Origin of the sequence: Paenibacillus whitsoniae (assembly GCF_003955665.1) — a bacterium.
Lineage (GTDB): Bacteria > Bacillota > Bacilli > Paenibacillales > NBRC-103111 > Paenibacillus_E > Paenibacillus_E whitsoniae.
Genome location: NZ_RXHU01000081.1, coordinates 1 through 19,643, shown reverse-complemented (window position 1 = coordinate 19,643; position 19,643 = coordinate 1). Strand labels below are relative to the sequence as shown.

At 55.9% G+C, this 19,643-nt stretch carries 15 protein-coding genes; 6 read left to right on the top strand and 9 right to left on the bottom strand.

Features of this window, described 5'->3' with window-relative positions; genetic code table 11:
• Positions 1 to 84: 84 nt before the first annotated feature.
• The 6 genes from mglC to EJQ19_RS24480 form a co-directional block, all read right to left on the bottom strand.
• Entirely contained in the window at positions 85 to 1,116 is a 1,032-nt protein-coding gene (gene mglC / locus EJQ19_RS24505; protein ID WP_126143873.1) for a galactose/methyl galactoside ABC transporter permease MglC, read from the bottom strand.
• Between the two features lie 18 nt (positions 1,117 to 1,134).
• On the bottom strand, positions 1,135 to 2,649 hold the full coding sequence (locus EJQ19_RS24500; RefSeq protein WP_126143872.1) for a sugar ABC transporter ATP-binding protein: 1,515 nt from the start codon (positions 2,647 to 2,649) through the stop codon (positions 1,135 to 1,137).
• Between the two features lie 109 nt (positions 2,650 to 2,758).
• The gene (locus EJQ19_RS24495) at positions 2,759 to 3,835 is read right to left on the bottom strand and encodes a galactose ABC transporter substrate-binding protein (RefSeq protein WP_126143871.1); all 1,077 of its coding nucleotides are present in this window, start codon (positions 3,833 to 3,835) and stop codon (positions 2,759 to 2,761) included.
• A gap of 128 nt (positions 3,836 to 3,963) precedes the next feature.
• On the bottom strand, positions 3,964 to 4,932 hold the full coding sequence (locus EJQ19_RS24490; RefSeq protein WP_126143870.1) for a substrate-binding domain-containing protein: 969 nt from the start codon (positions 4,930 to 4,932) through the stop codon (positions 3,964 to 3,966).
• Positions 4,929 to 6,731 (bottom strand): sensor histidine kinase, encoded by a 1,803-nt coding sequence (locus tag EJQ19_RS24485; protein ID WP_420901698.1) that lies wholly within the window; start codon positions 6,729 to 6,731, stop codon positions 4,929 to 4,931. The genes EJQ19_RS24490 and EJQ19_RS24485 overlap by 4 nt, the downstream gene beginning before the upstream one ends.
• 21 nt (positions 6,732 to 6,752) lie before the next feature.
• A complete protein-coding gene (locus EJQ19_RS24480) occupies positions 6,753 to 8,408 on the bottom strand; it encodes a response regulator (RefSeq protein WP_126143869.1) in 1,656 nt (551 codons plus the stop codon).
• A gap of 749 nt (positions 8,409 to 9,157) precedes the next feature.
• Here EJQ19_RS24480 and EJQ19_RS24475 point away from each other — a divergent pair.
• From EJQ19_RS24475 to EJQ19_RS24455, 6 genes are all read left to right on the top strand, one after another.
• Positions 9,158 to 10,114: an AAA family ATPase gene (locus EJQ19_RS24475; RefSeq protein ID WP_126143868.1), complete on the top strand. Its 957-nt coding sequence runs from the start codon at positions 9,158 to 9,160 to the stop codon at positions 10,112 to 10,114.
• A 9-nt stretch (positions 10,115 to 10,123) separates the two neighbouring features.
• Positions 10,124 to 11,257, top strand: a complete 1,134-nt coding sequence (locus EJQ19_RS24470; protein WP_126143867.1) for a DUF58 domain-containing protein — start codon at positions 10,124 to 10,126, stop codon at positions 11,255 to 11,257.
• Entirely contained in the window at positions 11,241 to 12,599 is a 1,359-nt protein-coding gene (locus EJQ19_RS24465; protein WP_126143866.1) for a DUF4129 domain-containing protein, read from the top strand. Before EJQ19_RS24470 ends, EJQ19_RS24465 begins: the two co-directional genes overlap by 17 nt.
• A gap of 87 nt (positions 12,600 to 12,686) precedes the next feature.
• Positions 12,687 to 12,857 (top strand): hypothetical protein, encoded by a 171-nt coding sequence (locus EJQ19_RS31990; RefSeq protein WP_164716704.1) that lies wholly within the window; start codon positions 12,687 to 12,689, stop codon positions 12,855 to 12,857.
• A 175-nt stretch (positions 12,858 to 13,032) separates the two neighbouring features.
• Positions 13,033 to 13,950: an HPr(Ser) kinase/phosphatase gene (gene hprK / locus EJQ19_RS24460; RefSeq protein ID WP_126143865.1), complete on the top strand. Its 918-nt coding sequence runs from the start codon at positions 13,033 to 13,035 to the stop codon at positions 13,948 to 13,950.
• Between the two features lie 151 nt (positions 13,951 to 14,101).
• Positions 14,102 to 14,986 carry a hypothetical protein gene (locus EJQ19_RS24455; protein ID WP_126143864.1) on the top strand — a complete coding sequence of 295 codons (885 nt, stop codon included), beginning with the start codon at positions 14,102 to 14,104 and terminating at the stop codon, positions 14,984 to 14,986.
• A gap of 68 nt (positions 14,987 to 15,054) precedes the next feature.
• Here EJQ19_RS24455 and EJQ19_RS24450 read toward each other — a convergent pair whose 3' ends face one another.
• From EJQ19_RS24450 to EJQ19_RS24440, 3 genes are all read right to left on the bottom strand, one after another.
• On the bottom strand, positions 15,055 to 17,070 hold the full coding sequence (locus EJQ19_RS24450) for a transglycosylase domain-containing protein (protein ID WP_126143863.1): 2,016 nt from the start codon (positions 17,068 to 17,070) through the stop codon (positions 15,055 to 15,057).
• Between the two features lie 108 nt (positions 17,071 to 17,178).
• Complete coding sequence (locus EJQ19_RS24445; RefSeq protein WP_126143862.1) at positions 17,179 to 18,057, bottom strand: aldo/keto reductase; 879 nt, start codon at positions 18,055 to 18,057, stop codon at positions 17,179 to 17,181.
• A gap of 443 nt (positions 18,058 to 18,500) precedes the next feature.
• Positions 18,501 to 19,643 (bottom strand): thiamine pyrophosphate-binding protein (locus EJQ19_RS24440; protein ID WP_164716703.1); only part of this gene is annotated, 1,143 nt, incomplete at its 5' end.

The window sequence follows — 19,643 nt, the reverse complement described above, 5'->3', positions numbered from 1 at the left end:
GCCGCCGAGCTTGTCGACAGCCTTTCTTGTCCCGCTTCTACCTTGCCGGAAACCGCAGCCCAGCCTGCTCGCTCCTGCAATCACTTACTTGGAATTCATATATTTCCGCATATCGAACGCAACTGCGGCAACGATGATTACACCTTTGATAATCAACTGCCAGTAAGGGCTGATGCCGATAAACGTCAAACCGTAGTTGATAACGCTGAAAATGAGTACCCCCGCCAGTACGCCGGGCACGGTACCGATCCCACCGGATGTCGAAACACCGCCGACCACGCAAGCCGCGATAGCATCAAGCTCATACATATTCCCGTAGTTGTTCGTTGCACCGCCTGTTCTAGCGGCTTCCAATACGCCTGCCAAACCGTAAAGCGCGCCTGCAATCGCATAAATGTAAATCAAATATTTATTGACGTTAATCCCGGATACGATCGCCGCGTGAATATTGCCGCCAATCGCATACATGTATTTCCCGAGCTTCGTTTTATTGAATACAACCCAGACGATAATCGCGACAATCAACGCGAAAATCACGATATAAGGAATGGAATAGGTCGCACCGGAACCGATAGCGCCTGTCCCCAGCTTGGAGAAGTCGGGACGCAAACCGCCGATCGGCTGGGATTGGTTCGGTTTCATATCAAAGTACAAGGAGTTGGCCCCGTATACAGCAACCATGGTACCGAGTGTTGCGATGAAGGGCGGCACCTTCAGCTTCGCCACGACCAGACCGTTAATTAACCCGATTAACAAACCAACCACGACGGCAATGACAATCGGAATGAACATCGGCAAATGAGGCAGGTCCGGGAAAAATCTGCGGCCATAATCCTGCGTTTGCAGCATAGACGCCGAGATAACCGCGGTCAGACCGACAATCCGTCCGGCCGAAAGGTCCGTACCGCCCGTGATCAAAATAAACGCGGCGCCCAGCGCGATGATGACACGCGTTGAAGACTGCAGCAAGATGTCACGCAGAATGCTGACGGACAAAAAGCGAGGATCATAAATGGCGATCCCGATGACCAGTACCACCAACACGATGTAAATCGCGTATTTGGTAATGAACCCGCTCACGTTATTGGATTTTACTGTTTCTGCTTTCGTACTCATGGTTGATAGTCCCCTCCATTATGCCATATGCTGTGCAGCAAGGCGCATAATCTCTTCTTCTGTTGCTTGTTTTCCATCGACAATACCGGTGAGACGCCCTTCGCACATGACCATGATTCGGTCTGACATCCCAAGCAGCTCGGGCATTTCAGAAGAGATCATGATAATACTTTTCCCCTGCTTCGCCAGGTCGGCAATGATGGAGTAAATCTCAAATTTGGCGCCGACATCAATCCCCCGCGTTGGTTCGTCGAGCAGCAGCACATCCGGATCGGTAAGCAGCCATCGCGCCAGCAGCACCTTTTGCTGATTACCGCCGGACAGGTTTTTGATCAGCTCGAACATGTGAGGCGTTTTGGTGCGCAGCTTCTCAATGCTTTCTTTCACTTCTTTTTTCCGTTTCGCTTCCTGGATGAAACCGAACTTCATATAGCGATCCAGATTCGCGATCACCGTATTCTCCAGAATGTTCAGCACAGGGAAAATCCCCGTTACACGGCGCTCTTCCGTAAGCAGCGCAATTTTATGCTTAATCGCATCGAGTGACGACTTGATACGCACCGGCTTGCCGTGAATCGATATGGTGCCTGCGGATACGCCGCGAAGTCCGAACAACGCTTCGACTAGCTCTGTCCGCTGAGCGCCGACAAGTCCGCCAACACCGAGAATTTCACCTTTTCTCAATTCAAAAGAAACGTTCTTAAACGACTTCGGCACGACCGAAGTCAGACCTTCCACCTTCATCAGCACGCCGTCTGGCACGTTGGTGCGCTCAGGGAAACGCTCCTTCAGATCGCGTCCCACCATTTTGGAAATGATCATATCGGTTGTCAGCTCCGCCGATGCCCATGTACCGATTTTCTTTCCGTCACGCATGATCGTCACTTCATCCGAAATCTCTAGAATCTCTTCCATTTTATGTGAAATATAGATGATCGAAACGCCGCGGCTTCGCAAATCGCGAATGATGCGGAACAGCTGCTCAACCTCATTGCCCGTCAGGGAAGACGTTGGCTCATCCATAACAATAACTTTCGAATTGAAGGAAACGGCTTTAGCAATTTCAATGGATTGTACTTTGGATACGGACAGATCGCCCACAAGGCTATCGGAATCGATGTCCATTTGCAGCTGCTTGAACAACGCTTCCGTGTCCAGGCGCATTTTCTTATGATCAACAAATTTCAGCGGCCCGACGCCTTTCATCGGAAACCGGCCCAGCCAAATGTTCTCCATCACATTGCGATGAGGAACCGGGTGCAGCTCTTGATGAATCATGGAAATGCCGTTTGCTAGCGCATCGTTTGAATTCCCAATCGTTACCGTTTGCCCGTTCAGCTTGATCTCGCCGCCATCCGGCTTATAGATCCCGAACAAGCACTTCATCAGCGTCGATTTCCCTGCGCCGTTCTCGCCCATCAGCGCATGCACGCTGCCTGGCCGTACTTTGAGGGTGACGTTATCCAGCGCTTTGACGCCGGGGAATTCTTTGGAGATTTCATTCATTTCCAGTAAATACTCATGTACAGTCATGGTAACTCCCCCTACAGCTCACGATTCCCCACGAAGCCATATTTTTAAAAAAGGAGGCAAAAGCGCGAGCGTTACGCACACATCGCCTCTCTTGCCTGCCCGCTTTCTCTTACTTCGCTTCGTTCATGTTGGCTTTCGTAATTTTTTTGTAGGAAATCCAGACGTATTTCCCGTCAGTCACATCGTAGCCAGTTGTTTCTTTGCTAGGCACTTGACCGTTTGCAAGAGCCGTTGCTACCGCAGTTGTCGCTGCGCCTTGGTTTTTCGCATCGTTCAATACCGTTCCGAGCAGCGTGCCGTCGCTGAGTGCTTGCAGCGCTGGAGCTGTTGCGTCTACGCCGACAACCGGCATGAATTTATTGTCTTTGAAGTAGCCTTTCGCTTTCAAAGCTTCGATCGCGCCAAGCGCCATGTCGTCATTGTTCGCGAGAACCGCTTCGATTTTGCTTTCGGAGGAAGCCAGGAATGCCGCCATTTTCTCTTGGCCTTTTACGCGATCCCACATAGCTGTATCTTCAGCAACTTTTTCTACACCCAGACCTGCGTCAGTGATCGCTTGGATGGAGAATTTGGTACGCAGCTCGGCGTCTTGGTGACCAGGCTCGCCTTTGAGCATGACGTATTGGATTTTGCCGTCTTTGTTTTTGTCCGCTTCCGGATGCGCTTTGAAGTAGTCAACCAGCAGTTGGCCTTCCATCGTACCGGATTGCTCCGCTTTCGCACCTACGTAGTAGACTTTATCCCATTTCTTCATATCGTCGGCCAAAGGCTCGCGGTTCAAGAAGACAACCGGGATGTTCGCTGTTTTCGCTTTGTCGATGATGACGCCTGCCGCTGTACGGTCAACCGCATTGATCGCCAGTGCGTTCACTTTTTTCGTGATGAACAGGTCGACTTTATCGTTTTGTGTTGGTTGGGAGTTTTGGCTGTCTACGATGTCAACCGTCGCTTTGTCTTTCGCCGCATCCGCAATCGCCGCACGCACGCCGGACATGAACGTATCGTCAAATTTATAGATCGCTACACCGATCGTCGGTTTTTTGCCGCCTGCTGCAGGAGCGGTAGTTGCCGCTGCGCCCGCGGAAGCCGCCGGGGAAGTCGAAGGTGTTGTTTCCGATTTATTTCCGCAAGCGGTAACGCTTGCAACCAATGCGCCTGCTACGGCAAGTGTAAGAAGTTTTTTCAAAACGAAGACCCTCCCTAAAAGGTTTGTGTTTGATTACATTACCTAATATACTGCTTCAAACCATTGAACTAAATGCAATATCCTCATCAGTTCTATCGAAATTCTCATACGTTTCCAGCAGAATTTCATTATTTAATAAAAGGAAAGAGCAGTTTCTGATTATCCGACCAAAACATATTGGTAAGGTCGATCGCTTTAATCTCCGTCTTGGTACGCTCCGGCAGCTTATGGCCATTCGCCGCCTCCGCCGCCTGCTTCACGCCCAAATAGCCGATGGAGAACGGGTTTTGGACAATCGCCGCCTGAATGACGCCCTCCTGCATCAGCGCCAATTCCTCGGGCGTGCTGTTAAACGTAATGATTTTGACCTTCTCCTGCAGATTGCGGCTTTGAATTGCGCTCGCCGCGCCTAGTGAGGCGTTCTCTGTTAGCGCCACGATCCCGCTGAGTCCCGGATGGTTCTTGAGCACCTCGTCGGTCAACTGGACGGCCAGCTCCCGATTCGTGGAGCCGTACACCTTCTCCAACACCTGGATGCCCTGGTAATGCGCCAATTCATCGAGCAATCCCTGCTCCCGCAGCTCCGTATTCCGGTCGCCCAGCCGGTTGCTCACAATGGCGATCTGCCCTGTCGTGCCGATCCACTTGATCAATTGCGCGGCGGCTTGCTGCCCCGCTGCATAATGATCGGCGCCGATGAATGAACGCACCTGTGGTGTATCGACCTCGCTGTCGATCGCCACGACCGGAATATGCTGCTTCGCCGCCTCCTCCACTGCCGGAGAGAGCGCCTTGTAATCGTTTGCCGCGAGCAGAATCGCGTTTGGCTTGCTGGCGACGGACTGCTCCAGCAGCGCCACCTGCCCTTTCACGTCCGCCTCATCGGCGGGCGCTCGAAAGTCCAGCGTCACATCGAACTCCTTGGCGGCGACTTCCGCGCCCATTTTTACCGTTCGCCAGTACTCGCTTTCCTGCGTGCGCAGCACAACCTCCACATGCTTCAAATGCTCCGTCGGCAAACGCTCCACCTGTCTCGTACAGGAGGACACCGTCACAAGGAATAACAGCGCAAGCAATAACGCGGATCTCATTTTCATGACTGCTCCTCCTGATCTTCGTACTCGAGCGCCGGAATGCGGATGGTGACCGTCGTCCCTTCCTCCAGCTCGCTTGCAATGGAAACACCGTATCCCCTGCCGTAGATGAGCTGAATCCGCTCATGCACGTTGCGCAGGCCGACGCCGGAGCCGTCCTTGCTTTTGACGCGCCCCGTCAGGAGGCTTTTGAGCGTATCTTCCGTCATGCCGACGCCGTTATCGCGCACCTGCATCACAATCGTCTCCCCCTCTTGGGCGACCGCGACGACGATATGCCCCGTATCCGCCATGTACTCGATCCCGTGGTAGAGGGCATTCTCCACAAAAGGCTGAAGAATCAGCTTCGGCGTTCGGTACGTCAGCAGCGACTCGGGAACGTCGATCTCGTAGTTAAACTTGTCTTTATACCGCATCTTCTGAATGATCAAATAGTTGCGGATATGCTCAATTTCTTCGCCGATCGTGATGACCGTCTTCCCTTTGCTCAAGGAAATACGGAAAAACTTCGATAACGACGTAATTGTCGTCACCACCTCTTCCTTGCGGTCGCTGCCGACCATGCGCACAACGGAATTCAGCGTGTTGTACAGGAAATGCGGATTGATCTGCGATTGCAGCACCTCCAGCTCGTTCTTCCGCTTCGTCTCCTGCTCCCGGATACTCTGATCCATCAGCTCCCGCACCCGCGATACCATCAAGTTGAACCTGCGCGACAACTGCTCCACCTCATCGGCGCCGCGCACGTGAATATACGTGTCGAAATGCCCCTTTTCCACCATCTCCATCGACTTGCGCAGCCGCTTGATCGGTTGGGAGATGCGTGCCGAAATCAAAGCCGAAATCACCAAAATAAAAATAAGAACGATCATGAGCAGCCAAATCATAAATGCGGATACTTCCTTCGTCGTCGTGATCATTTCATCGAGATAAGACACGCCAACGATTTTCCAACCGATATTGTTCACCGTACGCACGACGTTCAGCCGCGACTCGCCGCCGCTGTTATCCAGGTACTGCCCATACGAGAACTTGAGCGCTTGCTCCACATTTTCATATTTAAGCCCGGTATAAATGAGCTGCTGCTGCGGGTGGTAGACGATATTCCCCGCGGATTCGTCGATAATATAGACATACCCCTTCTTCCCGAGCGCAACCGTACGAAACACGTCATCCAGCGTTTTGAAGTTAATATCCACGAGAATGACCCCGTTCTCCCATCTCCCGTTCCGCTCGATCGACACGCTTTTGCTCATAGACACGACCCAATTGTACGGGTTGTCTTTGAACAGGTTCTGAATGTGCGGCAGCGAGAACGTCAAATGGTTCGGATTGTCCAACGCCGATTTAAACCAGGACTGCTCCTGGAGGCGCGTGTTGTGGCGCATTTCCGTCGTCGGCACGCCCGTTACCAAGGACCCGTCGCTTGCAAACAAATGGATGGACACAATGTCCTCGCGCGTACCGGCAATCGTCGCAAGCTGATCCAGCAGATTCGGCGTGGGAATCCCCCGGCTTTTGCTAATTTTGGCATCGACGACTTCAAATGTCTCCGACATGCCCTTGATATACTGCTCCAGGCTGAGCTGCACCTGCTCAATAATTTGCTGCGTGTTAAGAAAAGCGCTTTCCTGCGCTGTCCTTGAAAATTTGTTGTAAAGCACCAAAGAGACGATCAGCATGACCGTCACGGTAATCACGATAAACCACACCGTAATCGCGAACTGGATACTTCTCACGCGCAGCGTGTCTTTCATCGTATCGTAAGCTGTCCGCAGCAGCCTGCGGCTTTCTTTTCTCATTCGCTGCCCTCCTTGTCCAGATTACCCCTTATCGCTGACATTGCGATACTCTTTGGGCGATACGCCGACATATTTACGAAACGCGAAGCTAAAATAATTCGCATCCGAATACCCGACCCGCTCCGCGATTTCGAGCGCTTTCATATCCGTCGTGCGCAGCAGCTCCTTCGCCGCCTCCATCCGAAGTTGATTCAGATAGTTCACAAACGTCATTTTCGTCTCTTTTTTGAAAATAGAACTGAAATACCCCGCGCTGATATGCAAATGCCCGCACACCTTATTGATCGAAATATCGCCGTCAGGATAGTGCGCCTTCGTGTATTCCTTGGCCATCTCGACGAGGTTCTTATACGTATACTGCCGGTCCGTCGTAATGTGGTTGATCATGCTTGCGCACAGCTCGGTCATCCAATGCTTCGCTTCCTCCAGCGACGTAAACTTGTTAATCTCGGTAAACGGGACAAAATTATCGCCGAACACCTCGTCCACGTTCAGATTCGCATCCTTGGCCGCCTTCAAAATGCATGTCAGCATCTCCAGCAAATAGATCTGATAATCCTTCACGGATACGCCCGCTTCAATCCCTTGAAACAGCTCGTCCATCGTCTCGCGAATCTCCTGCACCGTACCAACCTTGATGCACCGGGTGAGCGCATGCTCCTTCACATCGTCGAAACGAATCTTTTCCACGCTGCGCTGCTCCACGTCATCGATATAAATCATCCGGTTATTCCCGAGAATGAGCCGATAATCCAGCGATAGCACCGCGTCTTCGTAGGCATAGCTGAGCTTGGTCACATCCTTCATGACCGACCCGATACCGACCGTCAGCGTGAAGCGCAAATACTTCTCAACGCTCTGCCGGATCTCTTCCAGCACTCGCATCGCTTCTTGAAGCGCCGTATCTTTGTCGGAGGTGGCGCTGGCCGCCAGGAATACGACTTGGTCGTTATGCATGAAAATAAGGCCGAGACCGCGTTTCGTCGCTATTTCCTCGGAAATATTTAATAGGGCGAAATATTTTAAAGCCTGATCCTCGGAATATTTGAGCGAGACCGATTTGGCCAGTTCTTCGCGGTTCTCCACATCCTCCTCGCGGATCAGCACGCCATCGATGCTCAGCACCGCCACCACATAACGATTCCCCGCCAGGTTGATGCCGTAGGTCGCCGCCTTCTCGAACACCTCGTCCCTCGGCAGCTTGCGATTCATTAATGTGGCTAAAAAATTTTCCCGCAGCACCGGCATGCTTTTGCGGTAGTGCTCCTTGAGCAGCTGCACGTCCTTGCGGTGCGCCTCCTCCTCCTGAATGTGCGCCTTCACCTTCGTCAGTGTACGCACCAGCTCATCTGCGGAAAAGGGCTTCAGCACATACTCGTCGATATGCAGCTTCACCGCCCGCTGGGCGTACTCGAACTCATCATGTCCGGTCAAAATAATAATCCGGATCGTCGGAAAGCGCTCTCGAATTGCTTCAGCCAGCTGCAATCCGTTCATAAAAGGCATCTGAATGTCCGTCACGACGACATCCGGCTGCAGCCGCTCGACCATCTCGAGCGCTTCCTTCCCGTTCTCGGCCTTCTCGATCACTTCATAGCCGATGGCCTCCCAATCGATTTCCCGAACGACGCCTTCCCGCACATCCTCTTCGTCATCCGCCAACAGCAGCTTGTACATGCCCGTTCTCCTCCAGCTTGGTCAATTTTATCATCATTGTACTCATTGCTTTTGGAATACACAAATGGGATTTGCGTTAGCGTTCCGTCGGGTCTCCCCACGACTGGCGGACGTTAGCATATACGGAAGTTAGATGAAGCAGCACCGCGCTCATGCACCCACACTTCCCCCAAGCTACACTACTCGCACTCCCCTGCGCTTTCCTCTGCCGAAACTGCATTGCTTGCCCCCATCATCCACCGAAGCAATTTCCGGGAAACTCCTGCACGACGGCCGCAAATGTTCGGTCTGCCCTCCAGAAGCCCGCTCACCCGGTGGCTAGGAAAGCTCCTAACGGCCGCAGCTTTGGCCGGCTTCCCTAAACGACTAGGCCTAAGAGGGTCTAATCCCTTCTAATTTGCGGAAATTGGCTGTTTTCGCCCAGCTAAGAGGGTCTAGCCCCTCTTAATGGCCGCAATCCGGGCCGATTTCCCTAAAATGACTAGACCTAAGAGGGCCTAACCCCTTCTAACTTGCGGATATCGGCTGTTTTCGCTCTACTAAGAGGGTCTAGCCCCTCCTAACAATCTCAAAAGACCTTCTGAAGTTCATCTACATTAGGTTCCCTTGGCGTTCTAGCGCTTCCTCCAACTTCTTATAACATTGGGCAAATCCCTCCCCTTGTAAAATAGAGGGACAATCCGCCCCGCCTCTGTTAAAATTAGTTATTATCGCAACTATCATTCCTCACTCGTTAGGAGGCCTTTCTCTTGGACATTTCCCAAATCGCTCGGCTTGGCGAACAAATAAAAACGAACGTTGGCCGTGTCATCGTCGGCAAAGATCAGACCGTCGAGCTGCTGACCATTGCGCTCATCGCCTCCGGCCATGTGCTGCTGGAGGACGTGCCCGGCACCGGCAAAACCCAGCTCGCCAAAGCGCTCGCCCGCTCCCTGGACGGCACGATGAAGCGCATCCAGTTCACCCCCGACTTGCTTCCGTCCGATGTAAGCGGTATCAACTTCTTTAACCAAAAACAGGGCGAATTCGAATTCCGCCCCGGCCCGATCTTCGCCCACATCGTGCTCGCCGATGAGATCAACCGCGCGACGCCGCGCACCCAGTCCTCTCTGCTGGAGAGCATGGAGGAGCGCCAGGTCAGCATCGACGGGGAAACGCGCCGGCTCGAAGCGCCGTTCCTCGTCATCGCCACGCAGAACCCCGTCGATAACCAGGGGACGTTCCCCCTGCCGGAAGCGCAGCTTGACCGCTTCCTGATGAAGCTCTCGCTGGGCTATCCGGCGGCGGAGGAACAGCTCGAGATCTTGAAGCGCTACCGGACGCAGGATCCGTTGGACAGCCTGCGCCCGGTCATCTCCCGCGCCGAGCTGCTCGAGGCGCAGCAGGCTTTCACGCAGGTGCGCGTCGACGACGAGCTCCTGCAGTACATCGTGCAGCTCGCGGAAGCGACGCGCACGCATGCGGATACCGCGCTCGGCGTCAGCCCGCGCGGAGTGCGCGCCCTGATGCGGGCGGCGCAGGTGTACGCGGCGCTGCGCAGCCGCGACTACGTGCTGCCGGACGACATCAAGGCGCTGGCGGCGCCCGTGTGGGCGCACCGCATCCTGCTGCGCACGCGGTCGCGTCAGCAGGAGCAGGCCGTGGCGGCGCTGCTCAGCGGCATTCTCGGCTCGGTGCGCGTGCCGACCGAAGCCAAGCTGGGGTAGGCGAGCCCAATGAGCATCTCATGGATACTGCTTCTCGCCGCCCTGCTCTTCTTCCTCCAGCATAAGCTGATGGGGCGCTGGGGCTTCCGCGGCTTGCAGATCGACCGTAAGTTCGATCGCGCCCACGCCCATGCCGGCGAAGACATACTCATGATCGAGACGATCATGAACCGCAAGCTGCTGCCGATCCCGTGGCTGCGGCTCGAAGCAACCCTCTCCACCGGACTCCGGTTCGGTCAGATGAACAATCTCGAAGTGAGCACCGGCTCACTTTTTCAGAACCACCGCAGCCTCTTCACGCTGATGCCTTACACCCGCATCGTACGGAGGCATCACGTGCACTGTGCGCGGCGCGGCTGGTATAAGCTGGAGACCGTCGCTGCGGCGATGGGCGATCTCACCGGGGTACAGGCGGCGTCCAAGACGCATCGCCTGCACGTTGAACTGCTTGTCTATCCGCGGCTCGTGCAGCCGGAAGAAGTCCCGATCCTCTCCAGCCGCTGGCAGGGCGACGTGATCGTCCGGCGCTGGATGGTGCCGGACCCGTTCCTCGTCTCCGGCGTGCGGGAATACCGGTTCGGCGATACGATGAACAGCATCCACTGGAAAGCCACTGCGCGCACCGGGCGGCTGCAAGTGTACAATCGCGAATTCACCGCCGATCCGCGGCTCGTCATCGTCGTCAACAGCCAGGTGACCGAGGAAATGTGGGACGCCGTAACCGACCCCGAGCTAGTGGAAAAAGGTCTCTCTTACGCCGCCACGCTCGCCGACTACGCCATCAGTCAAGGCGTGCCGGTTGGCTTCGGCTACAACGGCTGGCGGCTGGATGCGCCAAGCGTTCCCGTCTACTGCGCGCCCGAGGGCGGGGCGCAGCAGCTCGACTATTTGTTCGCAACGATGGCGAAGCTGGCGATCTCCTGCGCCCGATCTTGCGAGGATTTTCTCCTTCAACTGTTGGAAGAAGAGACTTCCCCTGTCGACATCGTTCTGCTGACCGCCTATGTCTCGGAGGGCATGCATGAGCGGATCGAGGAACTGGAAGACGCCGGACATACGGTAAGTCTTGTTCCGCTGCAGCATGAACTGATCGAAAGTCTGGAGAGCTTGGAGGTGAAGGCGTCCAATGCCGTTTCTTCGTAAAATCGGAACCAGCGCCGCCTACAGCCTGCTGGAACTCATCCTGTTTGCGCCGGTCATTCTGCTCATCGGGACTGGGCTTCCAGCGTCTTGGCAAGCTCCGCTGTCCGCCCCATGGAACGCTTTCTGGCTGACGGCGCTTTGCTTTATGGCCGGCTCGCTTATAGGGTATGTGCCCCGGCTTCGCCGTAAAGTTTACGAGCTGCTGCTCAGTGCACTCGTCGGAACTGCGGCGACCTTCCTGTTCGTGACCACCGGCTGGCAAATGGCGCTCGGCGCGATCCTAGGCGCGTTCTTTGTCTATCGCGGCATCCGCAGCGTCAGAATGGGGCGGCTTGCCGTATATCCTCCCGTCGTGTTCGGCCTGCTGACCGCCGTATTTTTCATTGGCGTGCCGATCATGACGCACACGGAGCTGCTGCATGGGTATGCCGCTGTTTTGAATGGCTGCGGGCTCGGCGCGCTGTTCATCTTCTTCGTCCTGTCGAATCGCAGCCAATTGCTAGGTGCAACGCTCGCGGGCACAGAGGAGGCCGCAGCCTCCTCCCTCTCCCGCACAGTGAGGCAATCAAGTCGGGTGTGGCTGATCGTGTTCTTGGTCGTGCTGACGGGGATTGCTTATTTTCAGCAGGTGGGCCGCTTCCTGCTTCACGTTCTGCGATCAGCCCTTGTCTGGCTGATCCGGCTGATGAACGGCAAGCCGTCCGAGGCGCCGACCGAACCAGCCGCAACACCGCCGCCGCTCCAGCTGCCGCCCTCCGACCCATCCAAGAAGCCCGCTTGGCTCGAAGCGCTGCTGCACTACGCCATGATCGCCTTCATAGCGCTTGTCGTTCTGGCGCTGGCAGCCGGTCTGATCTACCTGCTGGTCGCCAAAGTGTGGCCTGCCGTGCGCCGGCTGCTTCGCTACCTGCTGCGCGGTTCGCAAGGACGTGAAGACAGTGAAGCAAGCGCCGGGTATACGGATGAGCGCGAGGATCTTTTGAACTGGAAGGAGCTCCCCTCCCTGTGGTGGCAGCGCATGGCGGGCATGTTTGGCCGTTCATCAGAGGCGCAGGAGCCGGGGTGGTCCCAGCTCAGGAGCAACCGCGAGCGGGTGCGGTTCCTATACCGCAAGCTGATCGAACGGGCCGCCCGAGATGGATATGCGTATAAACAAGCCTACACGCCGAGTGAGACCGAACAGGAACTTTCTCACAATCATAGGCTTGGCTCTGCGGCGCTTCATGATGTTACAGCGGCATATAACCGCTCGCGCTACGGCGACGAGGAGGTGTCCGCCGAGGAAGTGGAGCGCCTCGTGCAGCAGCTCGATCCCAAAATCCGCAATTCATTCAAAACTTAATTCAGCATTTATGAAAAAACCGTCACATCTTTTCATTCCGGCGCATATGCATAATTGTTTGAAACTATTGGATGAGGTGGTTTTGAGATGTTAGCATTAAAAACCGGAACAGAAAAAGAAGAAGTGCTCCACACGCTCCAAGAAATGGGCTTGGATCAAATTGCAAGATGGATTTCTATTTTACCCGAGGACCGGTGGGAGAACATGTTCCTTTCGACATGGCCAACACTCGCCAAAAAATGCGGCTTGCATAGATAGGCTGCTTTTACATACAAGATGAGAACCTGGCCTACCTTCGCTCCATGCAGACGACTGCATGGGGCTTTTTTTCTGTTCATCACCTTCTCACATTTCCCCGCGCGCCTCCGGCAGGATTGCCCCCACCCGAACACGAATAGTTCAAGTGCATATTTCTCGTAAGGAGGATTCCCTCGTGAAATCCGTCACTGTCAAAGATCTCGTCGAGCGTTTCTCGCTCGAAGTGCTGGCCGGCCAATCCGAGCTGCACCGCCCGATCACCAAAACAAAAGCGCACCGCCCCGGCCTCGAATTCGTCGGTTATTTTGACTTTTTCCCGCAGGCGCATGTTCAGCTTCTCGGCCGCAAAGAAATTACGTATCTGCACAAGCTCTCTGAGAACGAGCGCAATTTGCATATCGGCAACATCGTCAAGTACCATCCGCCCTGCTTTGTCGTCACCCGGAGCCAGGAAGGCCTGAAATATTTGAAAAAATATTGCGAAGAAGAAAGAATCCCGCTCCTGCGAACCTCCGCGCCGACCAGCAAATTTCAGGATTTGGTCGACCTGTATTTGAGCAAATCGCTGGCCGAAGAGATCGCGATCCATGGTGTGTGCGTCAACGTCTCCGGCATCGGCATCCTGCTCCGAGGCAAATCCGGCGTAGGCAAAAGTGAAACCGCTCACACCCTCATTCGCCGGGGCCACCGCCTCGTCGCCGACGACATCGTCGTGCTGAAAAAAATCAGCCCCGAAACGTTGCTCGGCACGCACAACGGCAAGACCAAAGAATTCCTCGCGCTTCGCAGCATCGGGCTGATCAACGTATCCCGCCTATACGGCCGCAAAGCGTTTCAGGACGAAACGCGCATCGTCCTCGACATTGAGCTGACGAAATGGCAGGAGAACGCGCTCAATAACGATTTGGAGCTGGAGCCCCGCTTTACGGAATATATGGATATTCAAGTCCCGCATATCGAAATCCAGCTCCAACCGGGGCGCGACGTAGCAGGGCTGGTTGAAGCCGCCGCCAACAACTGGTACTTACGCCAGCAAGGGTACCGGGCGGCGGAGGATTTTATGCAGCGTCTGATGAATAATTCGAACGATTAAGACAGCGATTTCAAATCAGAACGCCCTCCAAAATCACACTGTCTACACACTTGCAGGCCTGTCGTCATGCGCTTTCCGCGTCACCATTCGACTCGCAGACCGTCCCAAAACCTCCCTTGCAGCCGAAAGCTGTGAGTGGAGGTGTTTTTCTATGATGACTAAAAAACGCATAAAGCTCGCCCTGCTTGGCTTGGCCGCTATCGCCATGCTGCTGTGCGGCTTAAGCGCCTACGCTGCAACTTCGTCCGAAACGGCCGCCGCAACGGCTGTAACCGGCACGCTGCAAGCTTTAACTGACCATTCCCTGACTGTACATACGGAAGCCGGCGATCGCAACGTCACGGTAGCCCAATCCGTGTGGGTGTACCGCAATGAACAGACTGCCAAGCTGGCTGACCTGGCAGCAGGCGATCAGGTTGAGGTGTTCATGAACAATAAAAACCAAGCGGCTTACATCAAAGCGACTGCAGCAGCAAGCACGACTCCGGCTTCGAGTACCAATGCCACGACGGCGCCATCTGCGCCATCAGCAACAGCCACACCAACCGCAGCACCAACAGCTGCGCCGACGGCAGAAGCAACGGCACCCGCTACAACGGCTGCGCCGACGCCGGCATCGAGCACGCCGTCCTCTGGCAAGAAGCCTGACAAGGAAGACGATCAAGCAGATCATGTGGAGCTGGATGTGAAGGGAGAGCATTTTAACCTCCATATCGGTCGAACGAAAGATGCCCAATGGGATCTGACCATCCAAGCACCGCAAGCCGGCAAATTTCATCTGACAGGCGACGATGCGCGCAAATGGTGTGCCAATTTGCTAGGCGCACTTGATCTCTCCGACCCGAATGCCAAACAAATACTAGCTGAGAAGCTCGCGACCCAGTACCGCATAGATGCACGTAAGCTGAATATCAACCTGAAGGCGAGTGCAACCAAAGCGCCCAACTCGCCGAAATCCCCAAATGCGGACCGCGATTCCCATCAAGGCCGCGGATCCGACAAGCAGAAGCACGAGAAACATGATGGCAAGGACTGATCTTCCTGCATAATAAAAAGAATCGCCCCATTCACAATGTGGGCGATTCTTTTTTTATCCAAATATGGTCATCTCTCCTTCCCCTCCTTGCCCCCTTTCTCCTGATCTTTCCGCGCCTTCTCCTGTTTCTTCGGCTGATTCTTCGACGGCCCCTTCTCTCCGTTCTTCAGCAGATCTTGCTGCACTTCACCTGCGGAAATCGCCGGATCATCCGCCGCCGGAATCGGCATATCAAACAGCACCACAGGCACCTTTGCCAAAGATCTGCTCATGATTTCCCGGAACACCACCGCCGGGACCGCCCCGCCTGACGTGGTCAAATAATGGCCGCTGTCCGTTTTATCGTACCCGACCCACACTGCGCCTGTCAGCTCCGGCGTATAGCCGACGAACCACGCATCCTTGGCGCTGCCGTTGCCGGCACCCTCAAACTCCTTCGAATCCGGCAATTGCGTTGTCCCGGATTTGCCCGCAACCGGCCGGTTCATGGCCGCATTCTTCCCCGTGCCTTGCGCGACCGCCTGCTGGAGCATCGACGTCATCGCATACGCCGTCTCCGGCTTCATGACCGGTACGCCCGCCTCCTTGTACGCAACCAACGGGTGGCCGTCGCCGGTCTCGATCTTCGCGATCGTATGCGCCGGATGCAGCACGCCCTTCGCTGCAAACGTGCTGAACGCCTGCGCCATCTGCAGCGGCGATACGCCTTCTGTGAGCCCGCCGAGTGCGGTTCCCAGCTGGCGGTCGCTGTCCGGCAGCGAAATGCCGACAGACTTCGCGAAGCCTAAGCCTTTGTCAATGCCGATCTCCTTCAGCAGCCAAACTGCCGGAATGTTCCAAGAGGAGATAATGGCCTCCTGCATCGACACTTGCCCGCGGGTTTGATGATCCCAGTCCTGCGGTTGGTAGCCCTCGATATTCAGCGGTCCGTCATACAGCATCGTGCCGGGCTTGTAACCCATTTCCAGCGCAGGACCGTACACCGCAATCGGCTTGAACGACGAGCCCGGCTGCCGCTTGAGCTGCGTGGCATGGCTGAAACCGCGGAACACACTCTCGCCGCGGCCGCCGGCAATGGCCCGAATGCCGCCGGTCTTTTGATCGAGAATGACCGCTCCGCTTTGGATCAACTGGTCAGGCTTACCAGCCGGGAATAAGCTGTCGTCTCGATACACCTCCCACACCGCCTGCTGCACGGTTGCATCCAGCTCGGTCGTAATGCGCATCCCCCCGGTGAGCAGCTGCTCCTCCGTAAAGCCGTACTGCCGCACAGCCTCGTCGATAACCGCATCCACGTAAGAACGATAACGTTCCTTGCTGTCGTCAGCCACCTGCTTGACGGTGCCGAGCGGGGCGGCGACCGCTTGCGTGTAAGCTTCCGCCGTGATTTTGCCTTCGTCCGCCATCAGCTTCAGCACCGTATTACGCCGCTCCAACGCCTGCTCCTCATTCTGAAAAGGCGAATAATGGCTCGGCGCCTTCGGCAATGCAGCCAACACCGCAGCCTCCGGGAGCGTGAGGTCTTTCACATTTTTATTAAAATACGTTTTCGCCGCGGCCCCCACGCCCCAGCTCCCCTCGCCGAAATAGATCCGGTTCAGATACATCTCCAGAATCTCATCCTTGCTGTAATCCGTCTCCATCTTGATCGCATAAGCGGCTTCTTTCAGCTTGCGCCCCAACGTTTTATCCGAAGTCAAAAACAAATTCTTCGCCAACTGCTGCGTAATCGTACTGCCGCCCTCCGAGTAGCCGCCCCGCAGTACATCCCGCGCCACTGCCCGCGTAATCGACTTCAAATCGACGCCTTTGTGCTCATAAAAGCGCCGATCCTCCACCGCAACCACCGCATCCGTCAGCGCCTTCGGCATATCGGCCAATCGGGCGGCATCAATCCGCGAACCCGACAGCTGGTAAATATCTACCCCGTTTTTATCCAAAATGTGCGTCGCCTCCGGCAGTGGCTGATCCAGCAGCGAGACATCCAGCTTGTGTACATAGGCATAGACCGTCAGTCCGCCGCCAAGCACTCCGAGCAGCACGATCCCGCAGACGAGCAGCAGCCATCGCTTCCATTTGATCATGTGAACTCCTCCTAACCTCTATAGGTATTCGGAGTCCAGTTCGTCTTAATGTCTTAACAAAAAATCCCTTCCGCACAAGACGCATGCCAAAGGGATTTCTCAGACGATCTATGCAATTGAAGTCGGCGCGCCAAACACCGTCGTGTAGCCCGGAACGCTGCTCAAAATCCGCTGCGCTTCCTCCGCACCCATATCGCCGAACCGCTCGACGCTGTCCACGATTTTCGGGAACAGGTGAATGTCCCCCGCCGTCGCAAACCCGCTTAGCCCTGGGAACGATAAAATAAACTGCACACAAGCGTCGATCACCCGCTGCTCGTCAAAAGGCTCGTACCACGTCGCATACGGACGCTCCGCTCCGACGGCCCACGGCGCTTTGGCAATCGCCTTGATCGCGCGAACCGCCGCCTGCTGCTTCCCGGCCTCTTCCATCAAAGCGTCGAACGCCTCGCGGTACTCCGGTAGGCTGTACATAAAGTAATTGAGCGGCAGCAGCACCGTCGCAAAAGGGTACCGCCGCAGCGCCTCTAAATGCACCTTCGGCGCCTCATGCCCATGACCCGTAATGCCAATTGCTTTCACGATGCCTTCCTGCTGCGCTTCCAGCAGCGCCTCCAACGCGCCGCCTTTCTCCGTGCAGCGGTCAAGCTCCTCCATGCTGCCGACGGCATGCAGCTGCAGCAAATCGACGGAGGACACCCCCATCCGCTCGAGCGAACGGTAAATCTCCTCCTTCGCCCCTTGCTTCGAGCGCTGCCCCGTCTTCGTCGCCAAAAAAATGTCATCCCGAATCCCGCTGATGATCGGCCCCATCCGCACCTCGGCATCGCCATAGCTTGCCGCCGTATCAAAATGGTCGACTCCGTGCTCGCGCGCAAACCGGATCGACGCATCTGCCTCCTGCTGCGTGACCTGCCCCAAGCTTGCAGCTCCAAACATCACAACCGACGTCTCCCGATTCAATCGTCCAATAGTTCGTCTTAACATGAGCAAGCGCTCCCTCCGAATAATCATAGTCAAGCTGTTCGTCTCAACGATAGCACGACAGCGGCTAACATTCAAATTGACCGTCGGTTGAGCAATGGATCCTTACGCATCAGACGAAAGGGGATATGCCCTGTGCACAGTCCCCACTACGCCAAGGAGACCTAATTTGTAAAGTGACCAGACCCTCTTAGCTAAGCGAAACTAGCCAATTTTCACAAATTAGAAGGGGCTAGGCCCTCTTAGGTCTAGTCATTTTAGGGAAACTGGCCAAACCTTTATTTTTCCTCAAGAAGTGAAGGAAATGCCATCATAGATGCGGTTTGCCACTCTTATTTGAGATGTTCCTCCTAGACATCGATCAAACACATGCAAAAAAAGCCCTCCGGCACGCAGACGAGACCCTTCTCTCGCCCACACACCGGACAGCTTTGATTATCGCGCGCCTAATACGTCGCACCCTGCAAAAACTTTACCCGCTCGCCCATCGGCGGAATCTCATTGCCGTCGACAATGACCTCCACCACGACCGGCCCGCCGCCAAGCCACGCTTGCATGTGCTGCGCTTCCAGCTGCGCCAGCGAGCTGACTTCGGCATAGCGCAGGCCGAGCGCCTGGGCTACCCCAGCAATGCTTGTACGCGCCTGCGAAAAATCGTCCAGGCAGCGCTTATACTGCAGCATATGCCCGTGGTACACCATCCCCAGGCGGGCGTTGTTGATGACGACGAACACGATCGGCAGATCGTACTCCTTCGCCGTCAGCACTTCCATTCCGTGCATGAAGAAGCAGCCGTCGCCCGTCACGCAAATCGTAGGCCGCTCCGGCTCCGCAAGCTGCGCGCCCAGCGCACTGCCGATGCCGGAGCCCATGCCGCCGAAATTAATATCGATATCGAACGCCTGACCGCGTTCGATCAGCAGATTCTGAATCGAGTACGTCATGAACTCGCCAATGTCCAAAGAGAATCGCGCGTTCCCCGGCGCGATCTCGCTCAAGCGGCGAATCGCTGCGCGCGTATTCCACGCCTCCGCCTCGCCGCTGCCCGCAGCCAGCGGCTCCACAGCCACCGCCGCCGCAGCCGCTTCCGCGCGCGCGGCGGCCAGCTCTTGCCACGCCGCCGTGCCGCTAACCGGCGGCAGCTGCTCCAGCAGTGCGGGAATGACATCCCGCACATCGCCTAACACCGGAAAGTGCACGTCGTACACTTTCCCAAGCTCGGCCGCATCATAGTCGATCTGGATGAGCGTCCGGCCTTCCACCAGGCGAGGCTCCCAGTTACTGGTCGCAAGCTCGCCTAACGTCGAACCCACGATCAGCAGCACGTCGTGGCCGCTGCCGTTCAGGACTTCGCTCGCCTGCGGATGAGCGGACAGCCCGTAGACCCCCAGCGAAAGCGGGTGGTCTTCGGGAAAACCGCCTTTGCCGCGCGGCGTCGTCGCTACGCGCCAGCCTAACCGCTCCGCGAGCGCAACCACGCTCGCGCCCGCGGCTTTGGCGCCGCTGCCGAGCAGGATCGCTCCGCGATCCCCGGCGGCGCGGATGCGCCCCGCTGCGGCTGCTGCGCCCGCCGCATCAAACGACACCGC